This window comes from Pseudarthrobacter siccitolerans (genome assembly GCF_001046895.1).
Lineage (GTDB): Bacteria > Actinomycetota > Actinomycetes > Actinomycetales > Micrococcaceae > Arthrobacter > Arthrobacter siccitolerans.
On record NZ_CAQI01000027.1, the window covers coordinates 50,324 to 73,948 of the forward strand.

General features: G+C 61.8%; 18 protein-coding genes and 1 pseudogene. 14 read left to right on the top strand and 5 right to left on the bottom strand.

Annotated features, from left to right (window positions below; all coding sequences use genetic code 11):
• Positions 1–20: 20 nt before the first annotated feature.
• The gene (locus tag ARTSIC4J27_RS01875; RefSeq protein ID WP_050053521.1) at positions 21–1,034 is read right to left on the bottom strand and encodes a LacI family DNA-binding transcriptional regulator; all 1,014 of its coding nucleotides are present in this window, start codon (positions 1,032–1,034) and stop codon (positions 21–23) included.
• A gap of 286 nt (positions 1,035–1,320) precedes the next feature.
• On the opposite strand from ARTSIC4J27_RS01875, the gene ARTSIC4J27_RS01880 reads away from it, so the two are divergent.
• The 4 genes from ARTSIC4J27_RS01880 (at position 1,321) to ARTSIC4J27_RS23450 (ending at position 8,203) form a co-directional block, all read left to right on the top strand.
• The gene (locus tag ARTSIC4J27_RS01880; protein WP_050053522.1) at positions 1,321–3,363 is read left to right on the top strand and encodes a beta-galactosidase; all 2,043 of its coding nucleotides are present in this window, start codon (positions 1,321–1,323) and stop codon (positions 3,361–3,363) included.
• Between the two features lie 194 nt (positions 3,364–3,557).
• Positions 3,558–5,930 (top strand): family 43 glycosylhydrolase, encoded by a 2,373-nt coding sequence (locus ARTSIC4J27_RS01885; RefSeq protein WP_050053523.1) that lies wholly within the window; start codon positions 3,558–3,560, stop codon positions 5,928–5,930.
• Between the two features lie 479 nt (positions 5,931–6,409).
• Positions 6,410–7,426, top strand: a complete 1,017-nt coding sequence (locus tag ARTSIC4J27_RS01890; protein WP_050053524.1) for a LacI family DNA-binding transcriptional regulator — start codon at positions 6,410–6,412, stop codon at positions 7,424–7,426.
• Between the two features lie 258 nt (positions 7,427–7,684).
• Positions 7,685–8,203 carry a LacI family DNA-binding transcriptional regulator gene (locus ARTSIC4J27_RS23450; protein WP_327077633.1) on the top strand — a complete coding sequence of 173 codons (519 nt, stop codon included), beginning with the start codon at positions 7,685–7,687 and terminating at the stop codon, positions 8,201–8,203.
• 86 nt (positions 8,204–8,289) lie between these two features.
• Here the strand turns inward: ARTSIC4J27_RS23450 and ARTSIC4J27_RS01895 are convergent, their stop codons facing one another.
• Entirely contained in the window at positions 8,290–9,213 is a 924-nt protein-coding gene (locus tag ARTSIC4J27_RS01895; protein ID WP_050053525.1) for an AraC family transcriptional regulator, read from the bottom strand.
• 278 nt (positions 9,214–9,491) lie between these two features.
• Here ARTSIC4J27_RS01895 and ARTSIC4J27_RS01900 point away from each other — a divergent pair, with 278 nt between their 5' ends.
• From ARTSIC4J27_RS01900 to ARTSIC4J27_RS01935, 7 genes are all read left to right on the top strand, one after another.
• Positions 9,492–10,844, top strand: a complete 1,353-nt coding sequence (locus ARTSIC4J27_RS01900) for an ABC transporter substrate-binding protein (protein WP_050053526.1) — start codon at positions 9,492–9,494, stop codon at positions 10,842–10,844.
• A 20-nt stretch (positions 10,845–10,864) separates the two neighbouring features.
• The gene (locus ARTSIC4J27_RS01905) at positions 10,865–11,833 is read left to right on the top strand and encodes a carbohydrate ABC transporter permease (protein WP_050053527.1); all 969 of its coding nucleotides are present in this window, start codon (positions 10,865–10,867) and stop codon (positions 11,831–11,833) included.
• Complete coding sequence (locus tag ARTSIC4J27_RS01910; protein ID WP_050053528.1) at positions 11,830–12,747, top strand: carbohydrate ABC transporter permease; 918 nt, start codon at positions 11,830–11,832, stop codon at positions 12,745–12,747. The genes ARTSIC4J27_RS01905 and ARTSIC4J27_RS01910 overlap by 4 nt, the downstream gene beginning before the upstream one ends.
• Positions 12,748–12,788: 41 nt before the next feature.
• Positions 12,789–13,847: an NAD(P)-dependent alcohol dehydrogenase gene (locus ARTSIC4J27_RS01915; RefSeq protein ID WP_050053529.1), complete on the top strand. Its 1,059-nt coding sequence runs from the start codon at positions 12,789–12,791 to the stop codon at positions 13,845–13,847.
• 59 nt (positions 13,848–13,906) lie between these two features.
• Positions 13,907–14,911, top strand: a complete 1,005-nt coding sequence (locus tag ARTSIC4J27_RS01920) for a carbohydrate kinase family protein (RefSeq protein WP_050053530.1) — start codon at positions 13,907–13,909, stop codon at positions 14,909–14,911.
• 8 nt (positions 14,912–14,919) lie between these two features.
• Positions 14,920–16,398, top strand: coding sequence for a mannitol dehydrogenase family protein (locus ARTSIC4J27_RS01925; protein WP_050053531.1), 1,479 nt, complete (start codon positions 14,920–14,922; stop codon positions 16,396–16,398).
• A 313-nt stretch (positions 16,399–16,711) separates the two neighbouring features.
• Entirely contained in the window at positions 16,712–17,263 is a 552-nt protein-coding gene (locus tag ARTSIC4J27_RS01935; RefSeq protein WP_050053533.1) for a hypothetical protein, read from the top strand.
• A gap of 799 nt (positions 17,264–18,062) precedes the next feature.
• Here the strand turns inward: ARTSIC4J27_RS01935 and ARTSIC4J27_RS01940 are convergent.
• The gene (locus tag ARTSIC4J27_RS01940) at positions 18,063–18,314 is read right to left on the bottom strand and encodes a hypothetical protein (RefSeq protein ID WP_050053534.1); all 252 of its coding nucleotides are present in this window, start codon (positions 18,312–18,314) and stop codon (positions 18,063–18,065) included.
• A gap of 420 nt (positions 18,315–18,734) precedes the next feature.
• On the opposite strand from ARTSIC4J27_RS01940, the gene ARTSIC4J27_RS01945 reads away from it, so the two are divergent.
• Positions 18,735–19,409 (top strand): ANTAR domain-containing protein, encoded by a 675-nt coding sequence (locus ARTSIC4J27_RS01945; RefSeq protein ID WP_050053535.1) that lies wholly within the window; start codon positions 18,735–18,737, stop codon positions 19,407–19,409.
• Here ARTSIC4J27_RS01945 and ARTSIC4J27_RS01950 read toward each other — a convergent pair.
• Positions 19,376–19,735: pseudogene (locus tag ARTSIC4J27_RS01950) on the bottom strand (ATP-binding protein); the annotation flags it as partial. The gene ARTSIC4J27_RS01945 and the pseudogene ARTSIC4J27_RS01950 sit on opposite strands and share 34 nt — an antisense overlap.
• Before the next feature lie 479 nt (positions 19,736–20,214).
• Between ARTSIC4J27_RS01950 and ARTSIC4J27_RS22690 the strand changes: the two are divergent.
• Positions 20,215–20,643 (top strand): HIRAN domain-containing protein, encoded by a 429-nt coding sequence (locus ARTSIC4J27_RS22690; protein WP_161799523.1) that lies wholly within the window; start codon positions 20,215–20,217, stop codon positions 20,641–20,643.
• A 32-nt stretch (positions 20,644–20,675) separates the two neighbouring features.
• Here the strand turns inward: ARTSIC4J27_RS22690 and ARTSIC4J27_RS01960 are convergent, their stop codons facing one another.
• Positions 20,676–21,275 (bottom strand): recombinase family protein, encoded by a 600-nt coding sequence (locus tag ARTSIC4J27_RS01960; RefSeq protein WP_050053537.1) that lies wholly within the window; start codon positions 21,273–21,275, stop codon positions 20,676–20,678.
• 856 nt (positions 21,276–22,131) lie between these two features.
• Between ARTSIC4J27_RS01960 and ARTSIC4J27_RS01965 the strand changes: the two genes are divergently transcribed.
• Positions 22,132–23,607, top strand: coding sequence for an MFS transporter (locus ARTSIC4J27_RS01965; protein ID WP_050053538.1), 1,476 nt, complete (start codon positions 22,132–22,134; stop codon positions 23,605–23,607).
• Positions 23,608–23,625 lie beyond the last annotated feature (18 nt).

Here is a 23,625-nt window from a genome sequence, read left to right on the forward strand (position 1 = left end):
CTTTGGGGTTTGCGGTCCAGTTAACCCCGCGCGGGATTGACAGGTCCTGTGCTGTCACGCCAGACGACAGCTGCGACAGGTTCTGAGTAGGAAGGTTCTGCTTCATCCCGCATCGCGGCCAAGAGTTTGGCCATGGCTCTGCGGCCAAGCTCTTCATAGTCGACCTTGACACTGGTCAGGGTGGGCGGGAGCCACGCCCCGAGAGCGTTGTTGTCCCAACCTGCCACACTCACGTCCTCCGGCACGCGCCACCCCCGGTGGATGGCGGCGTGGATGGCGGCGGCGGCGAGATCATCGTTGGAGGCGATAATGGCAGTGACGCGGGTGTCGTCCGGGAGGTCGAGGACCGCCTGCTGGCCGGTTTCTCCAAGCCAGCTGCCCCCCACGGAACCGGCAGAATCCAGGCCGAGGCGTTCGACGGTTTCGAGAAACGTCTGTTCGCGGCTTCGAACAGTGGTGTAACTGCGGTCTCCAGCGATATGGAGGAACGTCCGGTGCCCATAGCCGGCGAGAGTCTCGATGATCTCGGCAACGGGGGAGGCGTCCGCGAGATCGCCGATGCCGCGCATCTCGTCGTCGTATTCAGCGCCGACCACCACGGGGACCCGTGAGGCGATCTGCGCTTGACGCTCCGACTCGAGCGGAGTGAGCGCCAGCAGACCTTCAAAGAGTCCTGCCTCAGCCAGTTCAAGCATGCGTTCCGAACGCTCAGCGGCGGAACCGGCGAGCGTGATGGCATCCACCTGGTAGCCAGCTTCACGGGCCGCCTCGGTGGCTCCGGTAAGCATGTGCACGGAACTGGCGGCCGAACCTGATGGAAAAAGGATTGCGAGCCGGCCGGTGCGGGTCGTTCGCAGCGCTCTGGCAGCGAGGTTGGGGCGGTAATCGAGTTCGGCGATGGCTGCCTTGATGCGTTCGCGGGGGTCCTCGCGGGTGCGCTCTCCATTGAAGCGCAGATAGCGCGAGACAGTCATGTGTGAAACCCCTGCCGTCTTTGCGATGTCATAGATGGTTGGACGTCGCTGCTGCTGCATGTCTCTGATACCCGCCTCCTCGCGTTCGATAGGGCTGACCCGAAAACTCCGCCCATAAACGTGACAGATCGGGGGTTGACCATTGCCTTATCGATATCTACTGTAGACCATACCGTGCGGCAGTTATCGATAAGAACCCTCTTTTCGGAGGCGTTTCGGAATCGCACTTTTCTTTACCGGGACGCCTCCGACCGTCCCCGCAACATGGCAGCGAAGGCATTGTCATGTGCGCTTGGCACTTCGGAACGCTTCCCCCCTCCCACCGACTCCATAGGAGACCCATTCGATGTACTACGGCGGCGACTACAACCCTGAGCAGTGGCCGGAGGAGATCTGGCCGGAAGACGTCCGGCTGATGCAGGAAGCGGGGGTCAACTTCGTCAGCCTCGGTATTTTTTCCTGGGCAAAAATACAGCCGGCGGAGGGTGAGTTCGAATGGGGCTGGCTGGACCGCATCCTTGAGCTGCTCCACGGCGGGGGCATTCAGGTAAACCTCGCCACTGCGACGGCGTCTCCGCCGCCGTGGGCAAGCCAGAAGTACCCGGAAATGCTGCCGTGCGACGAAAACGGTGTTGTGTACGGGCCCGGCAGCCGCCAGCACTATGCTCCCAGCTCCCCGATTTACCGGCGTCTCGCCGCCGAACTCGTCCACAAACTCGCTGCCCGCTACGCCAATCATCCAGCGGTCGTTATGTGGCACGTAAATAACGAGTACGGCTGCCACGTCAACTACGACTACTCCGACAATGCACGCGACGCATTCCAGCGCTGGCTACAGAAAAAATACGGCACCATCGACGCACTCAATGCTGCGTGGGGGACCGCTTTCTGGTCACAGATTTACACCTCGTTCGATCAGGTCCTGCCGCCACGGAAAGCACCAACCAGCCTCAACCCCGGCGGAGCCCTCGATTTCAAACGCTTCACTTCCGACGCGCTCCTTGAGCTGTACGTCATGGAACGGGACATCATCAGGGCAGCAGGAGCAACCCAACCAGTCTCGACCAATTTCATGGGCGCATTTCCACCACTGGACTACTGGCGCTGGGCCCAGGAAATCGACGTCATCACGGACGACAACTACCCGGACCCAAACGATCCCGAATCGTTCCGTGCCTCCGCCTTCGCCCGCGACCTGATGCGCTCCCTGAAACCCGGCACCCCCTGGCTGCTGATGGAGCAATCCACCGGCGCCCTGAACTGGCGTCCGACCAACGCTCCGAAAGCGCCCGGACAGATGGCCGCCTTGTCCGCGCAGGCGGTGGGTCACGGCGCAGACGGCATCATGTTCTTCCAGTGGCGGCAGGCTCGGCGCGGCAGCGAGAAATTCCATTCCGCCATGCTGCCCCAAGCCGGGACCGACACCCGGATCTGGCGCGAGGTAACCGAGCTTGGAGCAACCCTCGCGGACCTTCCGGCCATGGCCCCGGAGAGCGGCGCCCGCGTTGCTGTTGTCTTCGATTGGGAGAACTGGTGGGCACTGTCGAACCCGGATCACCCGGTCGTCCTTGACTACGGCCACCTTGTACAGCGCTGGTACGCCGCACTGCACGCCCAGCACGTCTCCATCGACTTCGTACAGCCAACAACCGATCTCTCGGCATACTCGCTTGTAGTCGTGCCGCAGCTCTACCTTCTTACAGACGCCGGAGCCCGCAACCTGGCCGGATATACCGCCAACGGCGGACACCTCCTTGTTTCGGCTTTCACCGATGTTGTCGATCACGACGACGCGTTCCGTGACAACGGGTTCCTCGTAGGCCTTAGGGATACCCTCGGCATCACGGTCGAAGAGTTCGGGGCCCTCGTTCCGCCATCGGCCGGGTCCGGAGGGCACTCTGCCGGAGACCCGGGTTCAGCGGCAGCCGGTGGAACAGGACCTGGCCAGACGTACAGCACCGTCAGCGGCCCCTTCGGAGATCTCCGGGGAGAATACCTCGCCGAAGAGATCCATCCCCGCGGTGCAGAGGTGATAGGGACCTTCACCGACGGACGTCTCGCCGGGCATCCCGCGCTCACCCGCAACCCCCACGGCCGGGGCGCCGGTGTCTACCTCGCCACAATCCCGGACGACGCGGGGATGAAAGCTGTCCTCGGCTGGGCGCTGCAGGAAGCCGGGGTCCAGGCTGAACTCCCCGGGCTCTCGCCCTGGATTGAAACCGCCCGGCGCGGAGACGTGCTCACCCTGATCAACCACGGCAACCAGAAGCAAAGCATCGACGTTCAGGGAACAGACATCCTCACCGGCACCACGGTCAACGGCATGAAGATGGAACCATTTGCCTGGCGCATGCTCCGGACCTCAGACCCCGATGGCCAGGACGCCTGACCCAACGGCAAAACCACGGAATCCACCATCAGACGACCGGGCGGACGAACCCCTTTTCACCGTCCGGCAGGGCAGTCCTTTTGCCCATCCCACCGCCCACTCAGGGGCGATCTGTAGCACCACCAAACGCAACAACTACGAGGAAGTAGGACCTGTCCTTGACATCCACACCACTAGGTACCCGGGGAAAGCGGTTGGGAACACTCGCCACGGCACTCTTCGCCGCAGCCGCACTGTCCATGCAAGGTGCCGTGATCGCACCGGCCGGCGCAGCCCCCGACAGCGCGACTGACGCGAACAGCAGCAGCACCATAACCAACGACACTTTCTGGAAAGACACGGCCGGTAACCCGATCTTTTCCCAGGGCGGTGGAATCTTTGACTTCAAGGACCCGGAAACCGGGGAGGTGCTGCACTACTGGTACGGACCGCGTTACACAGGAGCCATCGACTACTACAACAAACCCACCCAACCCATCACGACCGGCGGCGATACTTTCGTTGCGGTCAGCGCATACAGCTCCAAGGACCTGGTGAACTGGAAGTACGAAGGTGACGTCCTTTCACGCGCGCAGGTCGACAGCTTCACCAATATCGGCACGGGCAAAGCAACCTGGGTCGGCCGGATGGGCGTCGCCTACGTCAAGGACCTCAACAAGTACGCCTTATTCAGCCAGCACGGCATCAAAATCGAAGGACAGACCAACTCGGACGGCGCCGAATTCGTAGCCCTGTCCGACTCGCCCACGGGACCCTTCGTCGCCGATCGCCGGCTCAAAATGACGGACTACAGCGCCGAGATGACGGTCAGCACCGGAGACCAAACAGTTTTCACCGATGATGACGGCACCTCCTACCTCGTGTACTCCAAGAGCGGCGGTCGAAACAAAATCTTCATCTCAAGGATCGGTGTGAAGGACGGCAAGGTCGACCTCCTCGATACGGTCAAGGTCTACGACGGAGCCGGCCGTGAAGGAAACTGCCTCTTCAAATACAACGGCCGCTACTACATGAGCGCTTCAGATCTCTTCGGCTGGAATGCCTCGCGAGCCTATTACCTGGTCGCCGACAACATCAACGGACCCTACACGCCGACCAATGACATGCAAAAGATTCCGGGGGCAGAAGCTGACTTCGGACACGTGACGCAGACGGGCTTCTACTACACCGTCAAGGGGACCCAGCAGGACACCGTTATCTATGCAGGGGACCGCTGGGCAGACTTTGCAGGGAACGGCCTGGGCTACAACCAATGGGTGCCCTTGAGCTTCTCTGCCGACGGCACCCCCTACTTCAACTCCATGAGCCAATGGAATCTCAATGCGACAACAGGTGCATGGTCCGTCGCTGACGGCAACGACTATGTGCTCAACGGTGGTTTCGAGGCCGACCGCGTGAAGGCTCCCTACACCGACAAGGAAGGCAAACCCATCCCGGAAATCGCGGGATGGAGGCGCACAAATCCGGCCGCGGTCTGGAATGATGCCGACAAGAGCGGTCGCGTCGGCAATTTCAATCTCACCTTCTGGTCAGCGTCGGCGTACTCGGCGAAAATTGAGCAGACAATCGACCCGGTGAACTTTCCGATGCCCGACGGCGCCTACACGCTCTCGGCCCAGGTGCGAAAGCCCGCAGCCATTGAGGACGCCAAGCTGTTCGCGATCTCAGGCGGGCAAACGTTTGAAACCAGCCTCTCCACGATGCCGGCCACTGGTGATGGCTGGGTAAAAGTGTCTCTGCCGGTGAACGTCGTCGGCGGCTCTGCGACCATAGGGATGAGTGTTAACGGAAAAGCCGAGCAACTGCTGCGTGCCGATGACTTCACGCTTACGGCAGTGAACAAAACACACCTGAGCGAAGCAACCTCCGCCGGCCGCACACTGACATCATCCGACTACAGCTCGGCATCCTGGCAGCCATTCTCCACAGCCCTTGGCACAGCCGAGAACGTATTGGCATCCGCGACCTCCACCCAAGCCCAAATTGATGCTGCAACATCGGCTCTGACCTCCGCGCAAGCCGGTCTTGCCTCCGCAGTCACCGCTATTGCCGCGACCACGACAAAGGATGTGTACCCGGTCGGTGAGCCGCTCGACACCACGACACTGACGGTCACCGCCTCACGAGCTGATGGAACCTCACTGCCCCTCACGCCCTCCCAGTATTCGGTCTCAGGGTTCTCCTCCGCTCAAGCGGCAGAGCTGAACGTCACGATCTCGCTGAATGCTGACCTTGCCGCCACCGGCGTTCCCACCGTGAGCACCAGCCTCCCCATCTCGGTTCACCCTGCCTGGCAGGCTGCCTCCACATACAAGGCCGGAGACAAGGTCGCCTACAACGGATCAGTTTGGCTCGCATCCTGGTGGACCAAAGGACAAGTCCCCGGGGACCCGACGGGACCCTGGCAGGAAATTCGCCAAGTCAACGGAACAGCGGCATGGACACCTTCAAGGATCTTCGTGAAAGGGGACGTAGCCACGTACAACGGGCACAACTACACCGCTAAATGGTGGACCCGCAATCAAACCCCCGGCGACCCCAACGGCCCATGGCAGCTCTCGAACTGAGAACCCTGGCCTGCTCATAAACAACGGATGGCCCAGGGACCAGTGCTCCGGGCCATCCGTTCCACGCACGGCATACACATTAGCCAGGAGGCGCAGGAAACCCGTGTCGCCGCCCACGGCCACCCCCATCGCCACAGCAGGAAGGACAAGCAATGCACGAAACCGCAGGATCCATCGAGCTGACAGTTGACCATGCAAAACAGCTACCTGAACGCCTTTCAGATGCTGAGGCTACGCTGCGGTGCTTGGCCAATGAGACTGGAGCCTCGGGAATTCTCGTCACTCGCCATGACTTCCACCGCTACACCCTCAGTCTGGACAGGTCCGTACCCTTTGGCGAGACCCACGAAAAATCCGTACATTGACTTACACCCGCCCCGGCCTGCGCCTAAAAGACACTTGAAAATGATCTGTACCTCGCCCCTGCCCCTTACTTGCAGGCCCGCACCGCGGATGAGCGCAGTCTGCATCCCTCGACAATGACCCAGTCAGCTCCCCGGCCGAGGCCAAAGATTGACGACGTGGCCAGAGAAGCCGGAGTCTCACGCGGCACGGTTTCCCGCGTGCTGAACGGCGGACACTGGGTCAGCCCGTCCGCCCTGGAGGCCGTCAACGCCGCCATCAAAAAGACTGGCTACCGGGTCAACCCGCATGCCCGGAACCTGGCCACCAACCGTGCCAACTCCGTGGCATTCCTGCTGACCGAAACGCATGACCGCCTGTTCGAAGACCCCAACTTCGCCGTCCTCGTGCGCGGGGCCGCCGATGCGCTGGCAGTCCACGACATCCCGCTGGTCCTCATCCTGGCGGGTACCGATGACGAACAGCGCCGGGCCACGGAATTCCTCACCTCGGGCCATGTGGACGGCGTACTGCTGGTCTCTTCCCACGCCACCCGCAAGGGGATCATCTCGAACATCATTTCCGCGGGCATTCCCGCCATCTCCTGCGGAATCCCCCTCGGGTTCGAAAAGAAGATGGGCTACGTTGCTGCCGACGACTACGAAGGTGCCCAGGACGTCCTGCGCTACCTCCAGGACGCCGGCCGGCAGCGGATCGCCACCATCACCGGGCCACAGGACACCTCCGGCGGCATCCGCCGGCTTGAGGCCTACCGCGACCACCAGGGCGCGGAGCTTGATGAAGCCCTGATCGTCCACGGCGACTACAGCAAGGAAAGCGGAGCCAAGGGCATGCGCGAACTCCTCAACCGTGCACCCGGCATCGACGCCGTCTTCGCCGCCAACGACCTCATGGCCCTCGGCGCCATGGAGGTTCTCCATGAGGCCGGACGGCGCACCCCCGAGGACGTCGCCGTCGTGGGCTTCGATGACATCAGCGCGTCCTCGGCTGCCACGCCGGCGCTGACCACCGTTCGCCAGCCGTTCGAGCGGATCAGCGAGGAAATGGTCCGCCTGCTCCTGGACGTCATCGCCGGCAAACGGCCCGCGGCCATCACCATCCCCACGGAGCTGGTGGTCCGGGAGTCAGCATGAGAGGCGCAGCCTAGGCCGCGCGTGCCTTCCCTTTCTCTTCAACAGCAATGCGAGAACTACCCTCCGGCCCCTACAACCGCATGGCTCGCATTACCCTCTATTCGTCCCGCGGCGGGAAGGCCTTTCGGACAAGGCCTTGACGGAAGTCTTATCGATATCTTATGTTATCGATAAGAAAAGTTTTGGAGCTGCGCAGAGGAATCCGCAGCAGGGGTGCTTGCTCAGATTGAAAGGATTTGCATGGCGACGCGAACATCCATGCAGGATGTGGCAGAGGCGGCGGGTGTTTCCACAGCGACGGTCTCCAACGTCCTGAACCGTCCTCAATTCGTTGCACCCCGGACTCGAGTGCGTGTTTTAGATGCCATTGAAGCGTTGGGGTACGAACGAAATGAACACGCTGCCTTACTGCGCCTGGGCAGGTCAGCTGGATCCGGCGCCCTACAAGAACGGGAGGAGGTTGGCTTGCCGATACAAGACGGGGACGTCCGGTACGCGTCGAGTTCGATTTCAAATCGGCCTCAGCGCCGAGGTCCAAGACAACAGCGCCGGGAAGCACAGCGCTCCGCTCAGTTGCGTCCTACCGGCCCTGAGATGGAAGTATCGGAGCTCCCGAAACCAGGTCATCGAATCAGGATTAGGTATGAGGGGAAATTCGTCGGAGGAACAGTGGAAATAGGGATGCCCGACGGATCCGCCTTCTGGGTTTGGTGCGACGGCATTGGCAGAAAACTCGTTGCCGTACCGGATACTTCATCGGACCGGAACCTGCGGTAATCATGTACTCACAGTCTTGTCCCTGGGCGGGCGCGGGCAGGGTTCAGATTGAGTCCGAGAGGGCCGAGGTACAGCAAACCTGGCTCTCACTTTTGGACGCGTTGACGGTAATGCCGGGGGGTTTCTCCCAGATCGTTGAGGAAGTGCCGGTTGAAGTTGGAGAGGTTGGTGAAGCCGACTTCGTAGCAGATGTCGGAGATGGGCTTGTCGGTGCGTTCCAGTAGGCGCCGGGCGTGGGCCAGGCGCAGTTTGCGCACGAGGTCGCTGAAGTTTTGGCCGGTAGCGCGCTTGAAGTATTTCGAGAAGGAAGCTTCCTGCATTCCGACCAATTCAGCCGCCTCGGACAGCTTGACGGTGCCGGCGTGATTGCTGAAAACGTACTCGAGGACAAGGTCGACGACTGCGGCGGCCTGGCCGTCCAGTTGTGGACGGAACCATTCCTCGGCCAGATAGCTGCGGTCTGCCGGGGGCGCTTCGACCAGGACCCGGAACAGTGCAAACAGGTGCTGGAGGCGCGCCAGCCCCGAGGTAGTTCCCATCGCCTCGATGGCTGCTGCCGCTTCCTTGGCTGATCGTCCCAGAAACTCGATTCCCCGCTGCGACTGTTCGAGCAGCGGCTTGACCTCGGCCAACTCGGGAACCAGAGCAGCCGCCTGCTCAACCCACTTTCCATCGAACTGGATGACGGCATCCCGGTTTTCCAGCACTTCGCCGGGCTCGAGGTCGCTGACCCAGTCGTGGGGCAGGCCTGACCCCACTAGCGAGACGTGGCCGGCTTCAAAGGTGCCGATGTGGTCTCCGACGATGAACTTTCCGGTGCCCTTGCGAATGAGGTGGATCTCGTACTCGGGGTGATAGTTCCATCGTGCCACCGGGCTGGGATAACTGTGCTGGTGCCAGCGCACGGAGTGGTTGGGATCAGGCGGGATAACTTCCCGGTTGGCCCGCATTCCCAGCAGCCGTTCAGCCAGCCTCGCCGTTGCCCCGTCAGCATTGTCCGCGGCAGCCATCGTAGTACTCCAATTGGTCGACGTTTATGAACTCTGGACAGAATTTCAGCGCTCCGATCCCAGACTAACGCCTCCTGCAGGGGGCTGATCAGGAAAATAAGTATCAGAAAGTGGCAAGCAGGGCGCTAGTTGTGACCTGTACCTCGCGCTTAATCTTGAGGTACATCAGCGAGCGGTGTCTCGGAGTTTCCGGTCATAGTCCTCGCCCTGGTCCAGTATCCCGACATGGCAGTCGAGATGCGGTGACTGTGCATCCCTGAAGAACAAAGGAGTCCTTAATGCGCCCAAAAATGCGTGCTGCGACCCTGGCCGCCGGCGCTTTGTGTGTCGCGCTGAGCGCCTCGGCCTGTGCAGGTGCCGGCGGTGGCAATTCCGCCGGTGACCCGAACAGCATCAGTGTCCTGATGGTGAACAACCCCCAGATGGAGGATCTGCAGCGGCTCACCGCAGAGAACTTCACCAAAGAAACCGGAATCAGGGTGAACTATACGATCCTGCCGGAGAACGATGTCCGGGCCAAGATTAGCCAGGAGTTCTCCAGCCAGGCCGGCCAGTACGACGTCGCCTCCCTGTCCAACTACGAAATCCCGTTCTATTCCGCCAACGGCTGGCTCGCACCGCTGGATGACGTTGCTGCGGATCCGGAGTTTGCCCAGGACGACATCCTGCCCGCCTACACCGCATCACTCACCGGCGAAGACGGCAAGCTCTACGGCGAACCCTTCTACGGGGAGTCCTCCTTCCTGATGTACCGCAAGGACATCCTGGAAGCCAAGGGCCTGACCATGCCGGCCAAACCCACCTGGGACGAAGTTGCCGACATCGCGGCGAAAGTGGACGGCGCAACTCCGGGCATGAAGGGCATCTGCCTCCGCGGCCAGCCCGGCTGGGGCCAGGTCTTCGCACCGCTGACCACCGTAGTAAACACCTTCGGCGGGACCTGGTTCGACAAGGACTGGAACGCGCAGGTCAACTCTCCGAAGTTCGCCGAAGCGGTGGAGTTTTACACCAACCTGGTCCGCGAGCATGGTGAAGCAGGCGCCGCGCAGGCAGGGTTCACCGAGTGCTTGAACAACATGAGCCAGAGCAAAACCGCAATGTGGTACGACGCAACCTCCGCCGCCGGGGCCCTGGAAGCCGAAGACTCCCCGGTCAAGGGCAAGATCGGATACGCCCAGGCGCCGGTCAAGGAAACCACGTCCTCCGGCTGGCTGTGGACCTGGTCCTGGGCCATGCAGGCCGCCTCCAAAAAGCAGGACGCCGCGGAGAAATTCATCGCCTGGGCCAGCTCCAAGGACTACGAGGAACTCGTAGCCTCCGAGCTCGGCTGGGCCAAGGTGCCATCCGGCAAACGCATCTCCACCTACGAGAACACCGAGTTCCAGAAGGCCGCCCCGTTCTTCGAAGCCGAACGCTTCGCCATCGAGAACGCCGACCCGAAGAACCCCGGCGCCCAGGAACGCCCCGCCGTCGGCATCCAGTTTGTCGGCATCCCCGAATTCGCAGCCTTGGGCACCAACGTCTCCCAAGGCATCAGCTCCGCCATCGCAGGCCAAGGGTCTGTGGCCGACGCGCTGGCCAAGGGCCAACAAGCCGCCCAAAAGGTCGGCGACAAGTACAAGCAGCCCTAACCGAACCGCAGGAGAACATCATGACTACCGCAACGGCGCGCATCTCCCGCCCGGGACACACCGCAGCCAAACCTTCACGAGACGCCAAATCGCGCGAACGCGCCCTGGCCTGGGTCCGGCGCGCACCACTGCTCCCGGCCCTGATCTTCCTCATCATCGTCACCCAACTCCCGTTCGTGGTGACCCTGATCATCTCGTTCCTGAACTGGAACAGCCTCAGCCCGGACAAAACAGCTTTCGCCGGCCTGGAAAACTACGTCACCGTCCTCACCGACCCCGACCTGCGCCAGGCCATCTTCACCACCATCCTCCTCACCGTCTCCGTGGTGCTGATCAGCCTGCTCATCGGACTGGGACTGGCACTGCTGCTGGACAAAAAGTTCATCGGCCGGGGACTCGCCCGGACCCTGCTGATCGCACCGTTCCTGGTGGTTCCCGTCGCCGCAGCCCTGATCTGGAAGCACGCCCTGCTCAACCCCACCTACGGGCTGATCAACGGCGTCCTGACCTGGGTGTGGTCGCTGTTCGGCAACGCAGCAGCACCGCAACTGGACCTGCTCTCACAGGCACCCATGATGGCCGTGATCCTCTCCCTCGTGTGGCAGTGGACCCCGTTCATGATGCTCATCCTGCTCGCAGGACTGCAGTCCCGCCCCATGGACACCGTGGAAGCCGCCCAGATGGACGGCGCCACCCCGTGGGCAATCTTCCGCCACCTGACCCTGCCGCACCTGCGCCAGTACCTGGAGCTCGGCGGATTGCTCGGCGCGATCTACATCGTGCAGAACTTCGACGCCGTCTTCACCCTCACCGCCGGCGGCCTGGGCACCGCCAACCTGCCCTACGCGATCTACCAGACGTTCTACTTCGCCAACGAATACGGCCTGGCATCCGCCGCCGGTGTCGTGGTGGTCATCGGCACCATCATCGTGGCCACCTTCGCACTCCGCACCGTCTTTTCACTCTTCAAGAAGGAGGCAGCACGATGAGCACCCTCACCCCCGCCGCACCGCAGAACACACCTGCCGGCCCCACAGCCCTGAACACCGGCAGCCGCAAACGCGGCAAAGCGCGGATGGACCCCACCCGCAACAACACCGCCGCCGGCATCGCCGCCTGGCTGCTCGCGCTGCTCTTCGCAGTCCCGGTCCTGTGGATGGTCCTTACCTCGTTCCACTCCGAGACCGACGCGGCAACGAACCCGCCGTCGGTCGCCGCGAACCTCACCCTGGACGCCTACCGGGAGTTCTTCGGGGAAACCTCCGGCGTCAGCCCCTGGCCGTCACTGATCAACTCCGCCACCGCTTCGATCCTGTCCACGGTCCTCGTGCTGCTCCTGGCCTTCCCGGCGGCCTACGCACTGTCCATCCGGCCGGTGAAGAAGTGGACGGACGTGATGTTCTTCTTCCTCTCCACCAAAATGATGCCCGTCGTGGCCGCGATCCTGCCGCTCTACCTCTTCGCCCGAACAGTGGGGGCCTTGGACAACATCTGGTTCCTGATCCTGATGTACACCTCCATGAACCTGCCCATCGCCGTCTGGATGATGCGCTCGTTCCTGGCTGAGGTGCCGGAGGAAATGCTGGAAGCGGCACAGATCGACGGTGCGAACCTCCTGCTCATCCTGCGCAAGGTCATCGCCCCCGTCGCCATGCCCGGCATCGCCGCCACCGCGCTGATCTGCTTCATCTTCAGCTGGAACGAACTGCTCCTGGCCCGGGTCCTCACCGGCGTCGTGGCAGGCACCGCCCCGGTCTTCCTGACCGGCTTCGTCTCCGGCCAGGGCCTCTTCCTCGCCAAAGTCTGCGCAGCCGCCGTCGTGATCTCACTCCCGGTACTGTTCGCAGGCTTCGCCGCCCAGGACAAGCTCGTCCAGGGCCTCTCCCTCGGCGCCGTCAAATAGCGCGCCGACGTCCCACCAGACTTATTTCAAGGACTACTTCGATGACAACAACCACCACCCAGGCGCAGGCCACCGGCTCGGGACTGCCCGCCACCATGCGCGCCAACATCCTCAAAAGCCAGGGCGACATGGCCATGGAAACCCTGCCCCTCCCGCAGCTCGACGCCGACCAGGTCCTGGTCCAGGTCGCCGCCGTCGGCGTCTGCGGCAGCGACGTCCACTACTACGAACACGGCCGGATCGGCCCCTACGTCGTGGACCACCCGCTCATCCTGGGCCACGAACTCTCCGGCCGCATCGCCGCCGTCGGAAGCGCCGTCGACCCCTCACGGGTCGGCCAGCGCGTCGCCGTCGAACCCCAACGCCCCTGCCGCAAATGCAAGCAGTGCAAAGCCGGACGCTACAACCTCTGCCCCGACATCGAGTTCTACGCCACCCCGCCCATCGACGGCGCCTTCGCCGAATACGTGACCATCCAGTCCGACTTCGCCTACGACATCCCGGACAGCGTCAGCGACGAAGCCGCCGCCCTCATCGAACCGCTCTCCGTAGGCCTCTGGGCCTGCGAACGCGCCGAAATCAAACCCGGCAGCAGGGTCCTGATCGCCGGCGCCGGCCCCATCGGCATCATCGCCGCCCAAGCCGCCCGCGCCTTCGGCGCCACCGAAATCTACATCTCCGACATCGCCGAAGACCGGCTCGCGTTCGCCCTCAAACACGGCGCCACCCACGCGCTCAACGCCAAAACCGACAGCGTGGAAGGGCTCGACGTCGACGCTTTCATCGATGCATCCGGCGCACCCCAGGCCGTCCGCGCGGGCATCAAGGCCGTAGCCCCTGCCGGGCGCGTGATCCTCGTGGGACTCGGTGCCGACGACGTCGAACTGCCCGTCTCCTACATCCAGAACCGGGAGATCTGGCTCTCCGGCGTCTTCCGCTACACCAACACCTGGCCGCTGGCCATCCAGCTCATCGCCGACGGAAAAGTTGACCTGGACATCCTGGTCACCGGCAAGTTCAGCCTGTCCGAGTCCGAGGAGGCACTGAAGGCCGGCAAGCAGCCCGGCCAGCTGAAAGCCGTCGTTTATCCGGGTCGCTGATACGGCAGCCCCAAAATAGTACCCAGCCACATCAAGCACCGACCTGCGAGGAAGCAGCCATGTCATCACAAGGGACCGGCACGGAACCGAATCTCTCCGAGGGCAAAGCCCTGGTCACTGTCATCGGGGAAGCACTCGTCGACATCATAGAAGACCCCCGACGGGGGAGCACAGCACCGGAGACGCATCCGGGCGGCAGCCCCCTGAATGTGGCCGTCGGCTGCGCCCGGCTGGGCCTTTACACCAAACTCGTCACCCACTTCGCTGAGGATCCGTACGGTCAGTTGATCGCGAAGCACCTCGAGAACAACGGTGTCGAGACCATCGTCGGGGGATCCCAACCCACCTCAACAGCTGTGGCGACTTTAGATGACGCTGGAGCCGCCCGGTACACCTTCGCCATCAGCTGGGATATCAACGGGGCCTCCATCCCGGCCCTGGCAGCGGCGGAAAGCTCCCTGCACGTCCACACCGGATCCATCTCCACGGTTCTGTCTCCGGGCAGCAAATCAGTGATGGGCCTGCTCGACGGTGCCCGCCATCACGCCACCATCAGCTTCGACCCCAACTGCAGGCCGGCTATCAGCCCGGACAAAGCAGCAGCCAGGAAACAGGCAGAGGACTTTGTTGCCGCCAGCGACATCGTCAAGGCCAGCGACGAGGACCTGCTCTGGCTTTATCCCGACAGAACCCTGGAGGAATCAATGAACGCATGGCTGGCCCTGGGGCCGGCCCTGGTGGCATTGACCCGCGGCGCCAACGGACCCGTCCTCCTCAGCCGGTCCGGGAGGGTGGATATCCCTGGCGAAACGGTCACGGTAGCAGACACCGTCGGAGCAGGAGACTCCTTCATGGCCGCACTGATCTCCGGGCTGGCGCAGCTGGGCGCACTCGGCGCAGCAGGCCGGGAGCGACTGCAGAGGATTAGCCAGGACGAACTCCAGGCCCTGGCCCGCTACGCGAACAAAGCAGCCGGCATCACCTGCTCCCGGGCGGGCGCCAACCCGCCGGGACCGGCCGAGCTGGGGCCGCTGGCAATCCCGTCGTACTTCCTCGAAGCGTAGGCGCACACATGCAACCCCTGAATAACTACACCCTGCCCGATGTTCCCGGTCCGGTCAGCCAACCTGCATACAGCAGGTCACAACTGACCGAGGGCATTGTCCACTTCGGAGTCGGCGGTTTCCACCGCGCGCATCAGGCCATGTACCTGGACCGGCTCATGAATGCCGGAAAAGCTCTGGACTGGGCTATCTGTGGAGTAGGGGTCCTTCCCGGCGATGTTCACATGAAGAAGGTCATGGACAGCCAGGACTGCCTTTACACCCTCACCGTGAAGCACTCCGACGGCATCAGACATGGCGTGATCATTGGTTCCATCATCAACTACCTCTTCGCCCCGGACGAACCGGAAGCAGTGATTGAGAAGATGGCCTCGCCCGCCATCCGCATCGTTTCGCTGACCGTGACCGAAGGCGGCTACAACTTCCACCACGTCACCGGAGAACTCGACGCGGACAACCCCGACGTGGTCCATGACCTTCAACCAGGAGCCGTGCCTCGGACGACCTTCGGTCTGATCACAGCAGCTCTTGCCCGCCGAAGGCAGCGCGGACTTGCCCCCTTCACCGTAATGTCCTGCGACAACATCCAGGGCAACGGCAACGTTGCCCGCGAGATGTTTACCGCCTTTGCTGCCCTCAAAGACCCGGAACTTGGCGGGTGGGTACGGCAAAACGTCCCTTTCCCCAACAGCATGGTCGACCGCATCACCCCCGCCACCACCGACGAGGACCGCTTGACCGCCGTTAGGGAATACGGTGTCGAGGACGCCTGGCCCGTCGTCTGCGAACCATTCGAGCAATGGGTCCTCGAGGACCATTTCAGCCTCGGCCGACCCCCGTTGGAGGACGCCGGCGTCCAACTCGTCGCCGACGTAGAACCCTACGAGCTCATGAAACTCCGCCTGCTCAACGCCAGCCATCAAGGCATGTGCTACTTCGGCCACCTCGCCGGCTACACCTACGCCCACGAAGCCGCCCAGGATCCCTTGTTTTCCCGGTTCCTGCTGGACTATATGGACAAGGAAGCAACCCCAACCCTGGAACCGGTGCCGGGAATAGACCTCGACAGCTACAAGCAAACGCTGATTGACCGTTTCTCCAACGAACACATTCGGGACACCCTCGCCCGTCTGTGCGCCGAAAGTTCCGACCGCATCCCCAAATGGCTGCTGCCTGTCATCAACGCCAACCTGGAACGGGGCGGAGAGATACACCGCTCGGCCGCGATCGTGGCCAGCTGGGCACGCTACGCCGAAGGCGTTGATGAGCAGGGAAACATCATCGAAGTCGTCGACCGGCTCAAACAACCGCTGATGGCAGCCGCTGCCCGCCAGCGCGAGGAACCCTTGGCCTTCATCTCCAACCGACAAATCTTCGGAGACCTGATCGACAACGAGCTGTTCGTCCAGGCCTACACCGAAGCGCTGAACAAACTCCACGAGGGCGGGGCACGGGCCACGCTTGAATCTCTTACCTCCCAGCCCTGACCGGAAGACACCAAGCGTTCCTGCCGGCCGACGAGGAAGTGGGCGCAATGAGCCACACGAGAAGCAGTCAGTCCCATCTTCAGACGCAGTATGCCACCCAAAATTGGTTGGAATTTCGCGTCGGAGACGACGTGGAGGTCCAGTACCCCGACGGGCACGTCGAAAAAGCAAAAATTGACGCTAAGTCGCCCGACTCAAGAATTGTCTGGTTACGCTCGTATGCCGGGCACGGTCGCAGAATGTACGGCGACTGGGAAGGCGTGTGCCTTAGTTCAGCGCCGCAAGACCATGCTGGTGACGATTGACAGCCGGTATGCGGCTGGAGTCCCGACGCCGGTTGTTGCCGGCTCTCGTCTTCCTCATCGTCTTCCTGATTCCCCTGGGACCGGCGTGGCAGGCAGATGCGCGGCCCGGAACTGCGTACTGGGACCTACTCCGGGGGAACCTGCCAGTCTCCTGCGGACTGTTCCTTTTCGTTCTGATTCCCTCGCCGATTCTGAAGCCTGCCTCTGCACTGCCGGAAGACCAAATGCGCTGTTTCCAGTACGCCGTCAGGACAGGGATTCTTCCCCTTGCCAGCCTCTTCAGGGACTGGACAACGGAACTGGCTGAGTGTCGGCGGGGCCTGGAAAGAGTACTCCGGGCGCTTCCAGCGACCATCCTGGTTTCCTTTGGGAGCACTGTTTACGCGGCTGCGGTGCTGCCCGGGAGCTACGGATACTTCCTAATGAACGCTGCGATGTCCGTATTCCTCGGCCTGGTCCTCATAGAACTGACCAGAGCTCGCCTCAGGAACGTCGGTTCATTGGAGGAACAGCTCCAACTCCAAAACCACTACCTGAGGACCTCCATCACCAAGCTGTAGCCTGGATCTTCCTCTTGCAAGAACCGAAGCAAGCAAAAGGACGCGCCCCGTTCGCTGGACGCGTCCTTCTCTGTGGTGTCGTCAGTCTTTCTTGAAAGCGTCCTTGACCTTCTCGCCAGCCTGCTTCAGATCCCGGGCGATGAGAGCCTGCGGACTGAGGGCCAGGCGGACCGGCCAAAGGTCAGATACGCACAGATTCCGGCGGAAAAACCCCGGATTTCCCTTGAAAACTCGAGCTTCCATAAACCCCTTCCGCTATCGGCTTTAAAGAGCCGATAGCTTATATTCCGTCAACCTGCCTCGGCCGGGCAGACCCGTGCTTGCTGATCACACGGCCGGAACTGGTGGCGACTCTAGTCCGTCCATGGCTGGGGTCAATTCAGGTTATCCACGGCTGGGAATTGGGAGCCGCTGGGGTAGCTACCTGGCAGCAGTAGCGGTGGATAACCTATGAGAATTGTCCCCGGCTGTGGGCGGGCGGACCTGACTTCTCGTTCAAATGCCGATCTGTTCCGAGGACCAGGCAAGCAGCCTGTGTCAGCTTTGGGGCGTGCCCAATCGGGCGATTGAGTGTGTCAACTTCATTTAGGACCACTAGGACGGCTTGATTCAGGACCACTAGGGAGTGGATTGGCTTCCGAGTTCAGCTACCGTTGGGCGGGCCAGCGCACACCCACTTCGACTGAAGGCATGGGTCCTGAGGGAAGTTCCCGAGCCTCGTAGTGATTGCCAACGACCGAGGCGGCCGGGACCGACGCTGGAGAAACCCGATATCTAGTTGCCTTCGTCGGCGACGGCTTTAGGTCGCGGTGTCATAGGACGTGCCGGCTCTCGGGCGCTGCGGAAGGTCATCGATAAGCTCGTTGAGGGCCATGGCCATCAGGTCTCGTTCGGCTGGGGGCAACGGATAGAGGCCGTGCAGGTACGCGTCGACTTCGAAGAATTTGATGTTCCCTCCGATGCTGAAGTACTGCAACCACACGTCGTACGTGGTCAGTTCCGCATCGCGGGCTGCGTGCCAAGAGCTTCGTTGCTGGGTCTCTTGATCCATGAGACGGCCTGCCTAGGCGTCTATAACCGGGGAATGGTTAATGCCCATGTCCCTACGAGAACACCCCTGGGGAACGGAATAGCCCCAGCAGACACTGCTTACCATCAGGGTAGCTTCTGATCCTCATGGTAAGCCGAAAAAGATCTGTCTCAATGAGAGGATTGTGGGCGTGAGGTTCCCCGCGGCAACCCGATCCTTTTGACACCGTCGATAAGAGGTCAATTCGGACCCCACCGTTGACATGATGATCACGCTTCCGTTTCCAAGCCGGACGAAGGATGCTGAGGTACCGGGTAGGGAGAGGACGGCGACCATGGAACAGTACAACAGTGCAGGCGTGGGCGGGTCGGGGAAATCAGTTGATCGGATCAACGATTATGCTCGAGGCCTCTTTGAGGCAACGTCCTCCGCGTACTCCTGATGGATCCCGAGTACGTGATCCTCGCCGTGAATCCCGCGTTCGTCGACCTCGTGGGAATCCCCTCCATTGATCTTGTTGGGCACCAGGCTTTCGAGGTGTTCGGCGAGAACCCGTCCCAGGCAGAGCAGGAACCGGCCAGGGTGATGCGCGAGTCGCTTGAGCGTGTGAAGAGAACCGGGAAGAGGGACAGCATGTTCCTTCATCGGTTCGACATCCCTGATCCTGGGCGCCCCGGCGCGTTCCTGGAGCGGCACTGGAGCCCGGTCAATAATCCTGTTTTGGATGAGGAGGGTCATGTGGTCGCTTTCCTGCAAGAGATACGCGACGTGACCGAGCACCGCGAGGATCTCGTCCGCCTCCTGGCTTACCTCAGTGCTGATCCAGATGTGTCTGACGCCGACCTGAAACAGCGCTTCACCGAGTACTCGGCAGCGACCATGGTGACATCGAGCCTTTATCACTCCGCGCGCAAAGAGGTGGAGCAACTGCAGGAAGCCATGAGGTCCCGGGCCGGCATCGAGCAGGCCAAGGGCATTCTCATGGCTCAGCACCGTTGCACCAGCGAAGAGGCCTTTAACCGACTGCAGGTGATGTCCAGCAACAACAACGTCAAGCTGAAGGACGTTGCCGCCGCCATCGTCTACCAAGCGGCAGCACCGCGCAGAGGCAGATAGCCACCACGCATTTGTCGCGGCGCTGGTCTATAGCCGAGTCCTGGCTGAGCAAGAGTATGAGCGAGGCGGTAGGAGTCGGTGCCTGTTTCGATGATGGCCCCGTTGAAGGTGAGCCGGTCGACGATCGCTGCGCAGAGGCGGGGGTCGGTGAAGGTTTTCGTCCACCCAGAGAAGGACTCGTTACTGGCGATCGTGATGGAGTTCTTCTCTTCGCGTTCGGTGAGGACCTGGAAGAGGAGTTCGGCGCCGCGCCGGTCGAGTTCCATATAGCCGAGCTCGTCGATGCAGAGCAGGTCCACCCGCCCGTACCGGGTGATGGTTTTGGCGGCGCCTAGGCTGCCCGGTTTGATCCCGGCACTTGGGGCAAAGAAACGACCCGGCTTGAGGCCACGAGCGCCCCATTTTCGGCCCCTCCCCCACCCAATTTAAAGAGCCGATAACCGACGTTCTGTAAAGCTGGTGGACAGCTCATTTCCAAGAACCGAACTGCGTCCAGCGGTTCGGACACTCTCTTGTTTTCCAGCGTCGATACATTCAGCACATGGGGATGTGGGAGAGAGTAGAGGCAGCTTTCAGCAGGCAGTCAAAATTAGCGACGGGCCCGGGGCCGCAGCTGTCGGCGGCTCCGCCGGAACCTGCACATGGACAGACCGTTGCTGTGACGCCAGGTCCAGTGGCGCAGCCCGGGCGGCCGCCGGCAGGGCGCAACTATGATGCGGAGAAGGCCAGAGCCGCGGCCGGAGGCCAGAGCGTCAAGAGCCTTCGTGCGGGCTACGTTCCGCGGGCAGCCGCGAAGAACCAGCTGGTGGCCGGTCCCGACGGTATGCCGCCGCTGAGCTTGGTACCCTCCAACAACGGCCTCGACTTGGCTCTGCCCAACGGGGATTTGATTGATTACAACATTCTTGCCCTGCGGCACTTCAAAATTTTCGCGTTCCGCGTGGTTGGCATGGGCTTTTATGAAGACCCGGAGAAGCCGTTCAAATTCCGGAACGGCCAGCGCGTCCAAGCCGTCCGCGAACCAGCCAATGAACACGACAACAACGCCGTCGCCATCCACGCCGGTCGCCCTGCCAAGAAGATCGGCTACGTGAACAAGCAACGGGCCCCGTGGGTCGCAAAGCTACTGGATGCCAGCCAGAAGCTGGACGGCATCATTATCCAGAGCAAGGCTTCCTCGCCACGCGTCCTGCTCACTACTCCAGAGATGCTGGCATATCTCCAGCGTGACTGACACGCGTCGCCGGATAGTGGAGATTCCGTAAGCTACAGCAAGGGTGGCTCGGCGGGGGAGTGGGTTCCCGCTGGGCTGGCATGGCGCAGGTACTGGTAGACCGTCTCCCTGCTGATGCCGTAATCGCGGGCAAGAACAACTTTTGGAATGCCACTGACAGCGCGCTGGACCAGCTCGTCTGCCAGTTCCGGTGTGAGGGTCTTTTTTCGCCCTTTGTACGCGCCGCGCTGCTTGGCCAGGGCGATACCTTCCCGCTGGCGTTCCCGGATGAGGGAACGTTCGAATTCGGCAAATGCGCCCATGACTGAGAGCATCAGGTTGGCCATGGGGGAGTCCTCACCTGTGAAGACCAGGCTCTCCTTGACGAACTCCACCCGCACTCCCTTCCGGGTGAAGCCCTGGACGATGGCGCGCAAGTCATCGAGGTTGCGCGCGAGCCGGTCCATGCTGTGCACCACTACGGTGTCCCCGTCGCGGGCGAACCGCAACAGCTCGGTCAGTTCCGGCCTGGAAGTGTCCCTGCCCGAAGCCTTGTCCTTGAAGACCCGGTCCAAAACCTGGCCTTCAAGCTGGCGTTTCTCGTTCTGGTCCAGCGTGCTGACCCGCACGTACCCGATCCGCTGTCCGGCCACTTATTGCCTCCAACCCTGCGCCCGTCAGGTTGAGTTCTAGGCCTGTCTCAATAAGAAGTCAAGACGAGCATGGAAGTTTGTCAGGTTGAGGTGTAGCCAGGCTGACGGTTGTCTCCCTAATGGGGTTCTTTCTTTATGAACTCCATACGGCTTTCGTGATCAGGACCCCGCAGCTAGCACGCGAGTTAGCGGTAGGGCTGCGGCGTCCAGGTCTAAGAGTCCGAGGCTGAGGGGCATGCCGATAAAGTGCGGATGAAGGACTGCGATGGACCGGGAGTCCGTCACGGCGCAGTAGTTGCCAGTCAATTCGGCAGACGTCGCCGCACGGGCATCAAGCCATTCCCGGAGCACCTGCCCGGATGCAGCACAGCATCTTCGTTGTCCTCGACGATATTGTCCATCACCGCGATCCTGACATCGAGGCGGAAATCGGCCAGTACCTCGAGTAGGCCCGCCCTCATGCTGCCGGCGTACACAGTCCGAAGTTTCCGTGCAAGTCGTCCCACCGTCCGGGGAACCTGCCGTCGGTGGCCCATTCCCGGCGCTTCACGCTCAGGGTTTGAAGTGCAAACCAATCCGTCAGACACGCGCGTCGGCAGCAGCTATGGCAAGTTGTTGTTCAGAACCCACCCGTCAGCCTGCCGCCGAAGACCCGGGCGGCGGCGAGGACAGCCCGTGCCGCATTGGCGCCTTATCTAAGAGCGTTGGCGCCTCTTCCTATGAATGCTTACTGGGATTCGTTGATACAAAAAGGTGAAGCCCATCACACTCAACGATGCCGTTGAAGTGTGACACCGCTGACAAGTGTTTTGCCGTCGCCGTTGACGGCCCTGGAAAGCAACGAGAAAGCGATCACATGTCCCCCACTTCAACCAATACATCGGTCTCACCGGCCAAGGCCCGTTCACGGGGGGTTCCCACCGTTGTCGCGCTGCTTATGCTGAGCGGTATCGCCCTTGACGTCCAGTACGGAATCCTCTACCCGCTGGTGGGCACTATCGCGGCAGAATCGCAGTTGACCGCATCTGAGATCGGCTGGGTCCTGAACGGCATGATGCTAGGCACCGCCGTCTCCATCGGCCTGACAACCCGTCTCGGGGACACGTATGGGCACCGCAAAGTACTCATTGCTGTCACTATCCTGGCGATGCTGGGGTCACTCCTGGCAGCTACCGTCGTAGGCTTCTGGCCGCTGGTCATCGGTCGCTTCTTGGGAGGTACAGCGGCGTCCATACCCCTGAGTTGGGGGTTGCTGCGCCCGCGGGCTACTGCCGACCGGATTAGACTCTCCGCGCTAGCTTTATCACTCGTCATGGCGATCTTCACGCCTCTCGCAATCGTCATCGGCGGGTTCTTTCACAGCCTCGGGCTGCCTTGGCAGAGCGTCTTTTGGGTGATCTTCGCGGCTTACGCCACGCTGTTGCTCCTCGCACTCGCTGCACCCGAGACGTCCGAAGCCGCGCTGGCGGGCTCGGCCGTCGACTGGTTCGGGGCAATCGGGCTCGGTCTCTGGGTCACCGCGCTGTTGATCGGCATCAGCGAGGGTCCAACCCGCGGATGGTCATCGCCGATCGTTCTGGGTGGATTCATCGTAGGCGGTTTGGTACTCGTCGCCTGGGTCTTCCAACAGCGGAATGCGAAGGCGCCAATCATGTCGTTCCGCGACATGGATGTGCGCCAAGCAGTAGTCGGGTATATGACCCTCCTCGCGGCTACCATCCCGGCCCAAGGGCTTTTCGTCGTGCTTCCGCTGCTGCTGCAGACGCCGCCCGAGTCTGGCTTCGGGCACGGCATGTCCGCCCTCGAGTCCGCCTATGTCCTGCTCGCAATGCTCCCCGGGTCATGCCTAGGTTATGTTTGGACCCGTTGGGGCCTCCATCGTCTTGGCCCGAAGTGGGTGCTGGTCATCTCCGGCATCGCAGGTTTCGTCCTCTACCTCGGATTCGCCTTTGTGCAGACCCCGTCATGGATCTTTTACATGTGGGTGTTCTTCTATGGGCTCACCGTGCTGAGCTTCCTGACTGTCGGCTACACGCTCGTCGCCGCGTCCGGTCGCCAGGACAACATGGCCGTCACCGTTGGGATGCAGACCATCGTGCAGTTCGTGAGCTCGATGATCGTTTTGGCGGTCATCCTGAACGTGCTAAATGCTGGACCCCAGGGATTCATTCCGCAGGAGACGTTCGTGGCGGTATATCTGGGAATGGGCGCCTCCATCCTTGTCTTCATCGTGCTGTGGCTGGTCTTCGCACCGCGACGCATCACGGACCTGCACGCGATCGACACCGAGACCGATCCTCAGCGGATTACCGCCGATGACGTTGTCCTGTAGTGGCAGTAGATCGATGGT

Bases quoted from the DNA above. Each gene is read 5' to 3' on its own strand.
- ARTSIC4J27_RS01875 (WP_050053521.1), bottom strand. From the start codon at position 1,034: ATGCAGCAGCAGCGACGTCCAACCATCTATGACATCGCAAAGACGGCA.
- ARTSIC4J27_RS01880 (WP_050053522.1), top strand. From the start codon at position 1,321: ATGTACTACGGCGGCGACTACAACCCTGAGCAGTGGCCGGAGGAGATC.
- ARTSIC4J27_RS01890 (WP_050053524.1), top strand. From the start codon at position 6,410: ATGACCCAGTCAGCTCCCCGGCCGAGGCCAAAGATTGACGACGTGGCC.
- ARTSIC4J27_RS23450 (WP_327077633.1), top strand. From the start codon at position 7,685: ATGCAGGATGTGGCAGAGGCGGCGGGTGTTTCCACAGCGACGGTCTCC.
- ARTSIC4J27_RS01895 (WP_050053525.1), bottom strand. From the start codon at position 9,213: ATGGCTGCCGCGGACAATGCTGACGGGGCAACGGCGAGGCTGGCTGAA.
- ARTSIC4J27_RS01900 (WP_050053526.1), top strand. From the start codon at position 9,492: ATGCGCCCAAAAATGCGTGCTGCGACCCTGGCCGCCGGCGCTTTGTGT.
- ARTSIC4J27_RS01905 (WP_050053527.1), top strand. From the start codon at position 10,865: ATGACTACCGCAACGGCGCGCATCTCCCGCCCGGGACACACCGCAGCC.
- ARTSIC4J27_RS01910 (WP_050053528.1), top strand. From the start codon at position 11,830: ATGAGCACCCTCACCCCCGCCGCACCGCAGAACACACCTGCCGGCCCC.
- ARTSIC4J27_RS01915 (WP_050053529.1), top strand. From the start codon at position 12,789: ATGACAACAACCACCACCCAGGCGCAGGCCACCGGCTCGGGACTGCCC.
- ARTSIC4J27_RS01920 (WP_050053530.1), top strand. From the start codon at position 13,907: ATGTCATCACAAGGGACCGGCACGGAACCGAATCTCTCCGAGGGCAAA.
- ARTSIC4J27_RS01925 (WP_050053531.1), top strand. From the start codon at position 14,920: ATGCAACCCCTGAATAACTACACCCTGCCCGATGTTCCCGGTCCGGTC.
- ARTSIC4J27_RS01935 (WP_050053533.1), top strand. From the start codon at position 16,712: ATGCGGCTGGAGTCCCGACGCCGGTTGTTGCCGGCTCTCGTCTTCCTC.
- ARTSIC4J27_RS01940 (WP_050053534.1), bottom strand. From the start codon at position 18,314: ATGGATCAAGAGACCCAGCAACGAAGCTCTTGGCACGCAGCCCGCGAT.
- ARTSIC4J27_RS01945 (WP_050053535.1), top strand. From the start codon at position 18,735: ATGGATCCCGAGTACGTGATCCTCGCCGTGAATCCCGCGTTCGTCGAC.
- ARTSIC4J27_RS01965 (WP_050053538.1), top strand. From the start codon at position 22,132: ATGTCCCCCACTTCAACCAATACATCGGTCTCACCGGCCAAGGCCCGT.